This window comes from Vibrio sp. EA2, from assembly GCF_033042495.1.
Classification (GTDB): domain Bacteria; phylum Pseudomonadota; class Gammaproteobacteria; order Enterobacterales; family Vibrionaceae; genus Vibrio.
Genome location: NZ_JAWLID010000024.1, coordinates 22,176 through 26,575, shown reverse-complemented (window position 1 = coordinate 26,575; position 4,400 = coordinate 22,176). Strand labels below are relative to the sequence as shown.

Genomic DNA, 4,400 nt, shown 5'->3' with positions numbered 1-4,400 from the left:
TCTCTCGTTCCACCTGCATTGGTGGATAAGGTGAAATCGACGGTAGAAGCTAAATATCAAGCTGCGACAGGTTTAAAAGCGTCGATTTATGTGTGCAAAGCCAAAGATGGAGCTGGTCTGGTTGAAGCGTTGTAAGGGCAGGCGATGAAAGCATATTTTGAACAATTAGAACAAGCGATGATGCAAACGCCATCGTTTGACGGTCAAGCGGCGAATCTGCTCCACCTTACTAATGCGAATGGTATGACGGCATCGTTTATGGATATTGGTGCGACTTGGTTGAGTTGCACGTTGCCGTTAGATGGTGAACACCGTGAAGTGCTATTGCGCTCGCCAAGTATGGCAGAACACATGAAGCAAGACGCCTATTTTGGTGCTATCGTCGGTCGTTTTGCCAACCGTATTGCAAACGGTCAATTTGCGATCGATGGAGAGCATTATCAACTTGGTGTTAATAATGGTGAAAACTCGCTCCACGGTGGCTTAGATGGGTTCGATAAACGCCGCTGGAAGATTGCGGAACAAAGTGATCGACAAGTTGTTTTTACGCTTCGATCGCCTGATGGTGACCAAGGTTATCCTGGCAATCTCGATGTCAAAGTCACATACACGTTAACCGATGAAAATGAACTCGTTATTGCCTATGAAGCGAATACCGATAAAACCTCTCCGGTGAATTTAACTAACCACGCTTACTTTAACTTGGCGGGCGAGGCGAGCTACGCGAAAAGTTTGGACCATACGTTGCAGCTTAGTGCAGAGCATTACTTGCCAACGGATGCGGGTTTAATTCCTACGGGTGAACAAAAACCTGTCTCTGGTACCAGTTTTGATTTCACTGAGCCAAAACTTATTGGCCAGGCATTTCTTAGCGAGCAGGATCAGAAAAACGCGGGTGGCTACGATCACGCCTTTGTGTTCAAGCCTGAAGTGACCGATTGTGTGTCTGTTGCCGCGGTTCTTATTGCACCGAAAGAAGATGTGGTGATGAAGGTCAAAACCACTAAACCAGCCATCCAGTTCTATTCAGGAAACTTTTTAGCAGGTGCGCCGGGCGCAAGCAAAACTTACGCGCTTTATGACGGCCTTGCATTGGAAACGCAATACTTTCCTGATGGACCAAATAAACCAGAATGGGGACTCAACATGGGGACGTTGAGCTCAGGGGATTGCTATCAGCATCGAACCGTGTATCAGTTTGAATTTTAGATAGCATTTTTGGTGGGCTCTATGCCCACCTTTTTTGATTCGTAGCTAATTAGATATAGACAATCAACAACGCTCAACAGAATTTCTGCGCACTAATGTTGGGCTGAAAATAATAGTTTCATCTTCAACCTGTTCATCACGTGACAGTGCTAAAGCTAAGCGAGCAGCACGTTCAGCCATCATCTCGATTGGATAGCGAACTGTGGTGAGGCGAGGATGAACAAAGCGTGCAATTAAGCCATCATCAAACCCCACCATCGATATCTTACTGGGTACTTCAATGCCGTTTTGATCTAATGCTGACAACGCACCCGCTGCCATATAGTCGTTGTAGGCGACAACGCCAGTCATCTCCAAAGATTTGGTTAACAGATTCGTCATCGCAACTTCACCGCCATCACTGTTTGGCTCACCGTACTCGATATAATTTTTTGATAGCTCAATGCCATGTTCTTTTAGTGCATCCAGATAACCTTGCAGGCGTTCATCTGTATCTTCAATATCCTGAGTTGAGGCGATACAAGCTATTTTTCGATGCCCGTGACGAATCAAATATTCCGTTGCTAAGAATGCGCCTTTGCGGTTATCAAGGGAAATACAACGATTGGCTAACTCGGGAATATTCCGATTGATCAGCACCATGCTTTTTACCTCTTTGGCGTAACCAATCAGTTCTTTATCAGACAGTCCTTTGGAGTGGATGACGATTGCATCACAACGACTATTGATTAGCAATTCCAGGGCTTGGCGCTCATCTTCAGGATTGTGGTAACCGTTACCAATAAGGATATGTTTGCCATTTTCACGCGCGACGTTATCGACTGATTTGACCAGTGTACCGAAGAATGGGTCGGACACATCACTGACTAACACACCCATCGTATCAGTGCTTTGGCTTACCAGTGCACGGGCTGCTGCATTGGGTCGGTAGCCTAACTTGCCCATCGCTTTGGTCACAGCATCGATTGATGATTGACTTGCTTTAGGTGACTTGTTTAACACACGTGAAACGGTTGCGACCGAAACTCGTGCTTCTTTCGCCACATCCTTAATCGTTGCCATATAGAACCTTTAGTGGTTAAAAATTTTAACTGGAAGTATGAAACCCCGTTATGTAACAACTTAAATTAACCAGTAGGTTTGGGTTGTAAGCTTTGGATTTTATCACTTATATTTTAAATAGCTAATGTTGTGGTAGCGTTTACATTATAGTGTCGGTGAAAAGTAAATCTTGATCACTTTTCAGGTATATGAGGTCATGTTAAGTAGAGATAAGTACGAAAAAGAGTGATCAACATTGATGAAATTGCTCGGTGATATTAGCTCTCTATGCAGCTTACAGAAGAGCGCTTCACTAATATTGGTATAAACAGTTTAAATTCTGTACTTTCTATGGATTCCTTGTTGATTAACTTCAGCGAAAGCTTTACAGCTTCGTTTGCCATAACCTGAATCGGGTAACGGATAGTCGTAAGGCGAGGATATATGTAACGTGCGATGTGACCATCATCGAAACCAATTACAGACATATCTTCGGGGATGCGAATGCCATTCTCTTGTAGCAGAGTCATACAGCCTGCAGCCATGTAATCGTTGTAGGTAGCGACGGCAGTGATTGGAAGGTTCTTCGCCACTAGATTCACCATGGCTTGTTCACCACCGGTTTCATCGGGTTCACCATATTCAATATATTCTTCACGGATTTCGAGGCCATTGTCACGCAGAGCGTCCAGATAACCTTCTCGTCTGTCGCGAGCATCTTCAATATCGTGACTGGAGCAAATGTAGCCGATATGCCTGTGACCATTACGAATCAAATGCTCGGTAGCGATGTAAGAGCCTTTACGGTTATCTAATGCAATACAGCGAGAGGCAATCTCCGGAACAATACGGTTGATTAACACCATACCCGGAATTTCCTTTGCTAACTTGCAGAGCTCTGAGTCGCTCATCCCTTTACTGTGAACGACTAAAGACTCACATTGGCTGTTAATCAGCAAGTTTATTGCGTTCCGCTCTTTGGTCGCATCGTGATAGCCACTGCCGATGAGAAGTTGTTTTTCTTGTTCACTAGCGATGGTATCGATGGCTTTAACCATCGTGCCAAAGAAAGGGGCGGAAACGTCGTTGACTAACACACCAATCGCATTCGAAGATTTACTGACCAAAGCTCGAGCATTGGCATTCGGACGATAACCCAGTTTTTCCATTGCTTCTTTCACTGCAACAATGGCAGCTTCACTGGTGTGAGGGGCGTTATTTATAACGCGTGATGCGGTAGCAATCGAAACACCGGCTTCTTTTGCGACGTCTTTAATGGTAGCCATAGGGAACTCAGAATCTTTAATTTCAGCTATTTAACTATGAAGGCAGTAGGAACTCAATTAGTGAGATAAGAATAGTGACGGTGTTTAAAGGTTTTGTACTGATTACGGGGTGATTTGAATAAAAAATCCCCAAACCAGAGTTTGGGGATTGACACGATAAAGGGTCTAGATCGGCTTATTAAGCGGGCTGAAACGATACTCGGTATGCATAGTGATTGTCTGTAAGCTGGAACTCCTTATGTACACTCGGGCTCCAAGAGTCATCACCACCTACACCCATATGTTTATGATCCAGGCGCAGATAAACCTGTTCTTCTTTGTCTATTTCATTGGTGTGCTTCGCTTCTGCCAAAGCGTGCTGTGCATATTGGCTAACGCTAAACTGAAAATCACCAGAAATGATCAGCTCGTTAATTTCTAAATTCCGGGTACCACAGCGCAAGCCACTGTCGGTAGGAAAAATATAAGGTGTGTGCATTTGGTCCAATGTTTGAGTATGAAGACCGAATCGCGCAGCAGCTAAACGATCCGGATAGTTCTCAAACGGACCTAAACCTTGCCACGTTACCGTGGTATTTTGCTCTTGTAGTGGCAATTGCATTTCCAAACCAATACGTGGCATAGGCGGTAAGTTATCCGCTAGTTTAACCTCCACGTCCAGTTGCATTTTGCCATCATTGTTTAGGGTATGAACCCAGGTTGTGATAGCCTGCACGTCTCCATTGAAGTGGTAGGCATAGATAGAGGTCACTTGTACGGCCTGCTCAAGTGTCTCGCTTTGGCAGGAGACACATTCACGTTCCCACTGACCAATACCAGCCATGTCCCATCGGCATATCCAAGCGTTAGGATCGACGTTGTCAA

3 protein-coding genes and 2 pseudogenes are annotated in these 4,400 nt (G+C 44.8%); 2 read left to right on the top strand and 3 right to left on the bottom strand.

Going from position 1 to position 4,400, the window contains the following annotated elements; genetic code table 11:
* Positions 1-135, top strand: a pseudogene (locus RXX31_RS23385) (galactokinase); the annotation flags it as partial.
* A gap of 9 nt (positions 136-144) precedes the next feature.
* Positions 145-1,209 (top strand): galactose-1-epimerase, encoded by a 1,065-nt coding sequence (gene galM / locus RXX31_RS23380; RefSeq protein WP_317592032.1) that lies wholly within the window; start codon positions 145-147, stop codon positions 1,207-1,209.
* Between the two features lie 63 nt (positions 1,210-1,272).
* On the opposite strand, the gene RXX31_RS23375 is transcribed toward galM, so the two are convergent.
* From RXX31_RS23375 to lacZ, 3 genes and pseudogenes are all read right to left on the bottom strand, one after another.
* The gene (locus RXX31_RS23375; protein WP_118120994.1) at positions 1,273-2,271 is read right to left on the bottom strand and encodes a substrate-binding domain-containing protein; all 999 of its coding nucleotides are present in this window, start codon (positions 2,269-2,271) and stop codon (positions 1,273-1,275) included.
* Positions 2,272-2,528: 257 nt separating this feature from the next.
* Positions 2,529-3,536, bottom strand: coding sequence for a substrate-binding domain-containing protein (locus RXX31_RS23370; RefSeq protein ID WP_014234770.1), 1,008 nt, complete (start codon positions 3,534-3,536; stop codon positions 2,529-2,531).
* Positions 3,537-3,714: 178 nt separating this feature from the next.
* Positions 3,715-4,400, bottom strand: a pseudogene (lacZ, locus tag RXX31_RS23365) (beta-galactosidase); the annotation flags it as partial.